1 protein-coding gene is annotated in these 1827 nt (G+C 70.7%); it reads right to left on the bottom strand.

Annotation, left to right across the window (positions count from 1 at the left end):
• Nucleotides 1–1626, bottom strand: a 1626-nt coding sequence (locus AOK24_RS27260; RefSeq protein ID WP_055722711.1) for a penicillin-binding transpeptidase domain-containing protein, incomplete at its 3' end; no start/stop codon positions are given.
• Nucleotides 1627–1827: the final 201 nt, after the last annotated feature.

Raw genomic sequence — 1827 nt, 5'->3', positions numbered from 1 at the left:
GTGCCCGCCCGCCTGCACGACCCCCGCCGCCGCCAGATCCCCGGCGTACGCGGTGAACCACCCGTTCGCCTTCTCCTGGCTGTCGACCTCCGCCGACCCGGTCTTCGCCCCGAAGTCCCCGCTCATCCCGGACATCGCCTCGGCGGCCGTCCCGTACTGAGCCGTGTACTTCATCAGCTCGCGCAGCTGGCCGAGCGTGGACGCGGACATCGTGCGCGAGGCCGTCGCGAGCTTCCGGCCGTCGAAGGAGGGTGCGACCAGGTACGGCTGGTGGAAGCTGCCGGACTTGACCGTCGCGGACACCGACGCCATGTTCAGCGGGTTCATCCGCACCCCGCCCTGCCCGATCAGCGAGGCCCCCATCTGCGCGGCCTTCTGCACCGGCACCGAGCCGTCGAAGGTCGGCACGCCCACCGACCAGTTGTCCATGGACAGCCCGAACACCTGCTGCGCCTGCTTGGTCAGGCTGTCGTTGTCCAGCTCAGGCGCCTGGCTGATGAAGGCCGTGTTGCAGGACCGCGCGAAGCTGGCCTTGAACGTGCCCTTCTTGATCTCGAACTCGTCGTCGTTCTGGAACTTCCAGCCGCCGTACGTGAAGTACTTCGGGCAGGGGTGCTCCTTGTCGGCGGACGCGAGCCCCTTCTCGATCAGCAGCGACGACGTGATCACCTTCATCGTCGAACCCGGCGCGAGCGAGCCGAGGAAGCCGACGTTGAAGCCCTTGCCGTTGTTCGCGACGGCGAGGATCTCCCCGGTCGACGCCTTCATGACGACGACGGACGCGCGCGGCTTCGCGGCGACCTGCTTCTCGGCGGCGGCCTGCATCGCCGGGCTGATCGTCGTCTTCACCTCGCCCGGCGTGCCCTTGCTCAGCTCCAGCACCGTCTTGTCCGACAGGTCGAGCTTCTTCGACGCCGCGCCCCGCACGACGCGCAGCTCCACGCCCGCCTTGCCGCCCGCCTTCTTGCCGTACTTCTCGCGCAGCCCGTCCAGGACCGACGCCAGCGACGGGTACGCCTTCGCCGTCAGCTCCTCGCCGTCCCGGTCCAGCGCCTTCACCGGCGGCGTCCCGGACTCGCCGGTCACCAGCGAGTCGCCGTCCGCGAGGTCCGGGTGGACGACCGACGCGTGCCAGTCGACCTCCGGCTCGCCCGTCGTCGTACTGCGCACGACGGTCAGCGCGCTCGCGTACGCCAGCGGCTTGCTCACGCCCTCGAACGACACCATGCCCTTCACGGAGAACGGCACCTTCGCGCCGGCCGGCGTGCCCGGAGTGAGGGTGACGGCCGAGATCCGCGCGTCCTTCGCGTACGACGTGAGGAGCGCCGCCGCCGCCTTCGCGTCGTCCGTCGCCGCTGCCGCCTGCGGGACCTTGCCCTGCTGCCAGGAGGTCAGGAACACCGTCGAAGCGGAGGTCACCTCGGCGGGCGTCAGGGGGCCCGTCTTGATCTTGGGCTTGCTGTCGGCCGAGGACGCCGCCGTACCGCTCTCGGCCGCCGCGCCGCCGCCGTACAGCGCGTACACGCCGAAGGCGGCGCCGCCGAGCACCACGGCCGCCATGCCGCCGATCACGGCCGGCCGCCGCTTGCTTGCGCGCGTCTCCTCGACGCGCCTTCTCTTGCCCACGTACGTGACCTCCGCGCTCCCCGGGGACCCCACAGCCCTCACTCCCCCAACGACGGCGACCAGCCTAGGGTCCCCTTCTGCCCGGGTGACGTGCTTGTGACCTCAGCCACCCGTCCGTAGCGGGGTTGTGACAACAGGGGCGGGTGAGGCGGGTGTTGCGGGGTACGGCAGGTGTTCACGGTAGGCGGCGGGGTGTGGAGG

Origin of the sequence: Streptomyces niveiscabiei, from assembly GCF_001419795.1 — a bacterium.
Taxonomy (GTDB): Bacteria; Actinomycetota; Actinomycetes; order Streptomycetales; family Streptomycetaceae; genus Streptomyces; species Streptomyces niveiscabiei.
The sequence above is the reverse complement of the archived record's forward strand: the minus strand, read 5'-3'. Positions and strand labels throughout refer to the sequence as shown.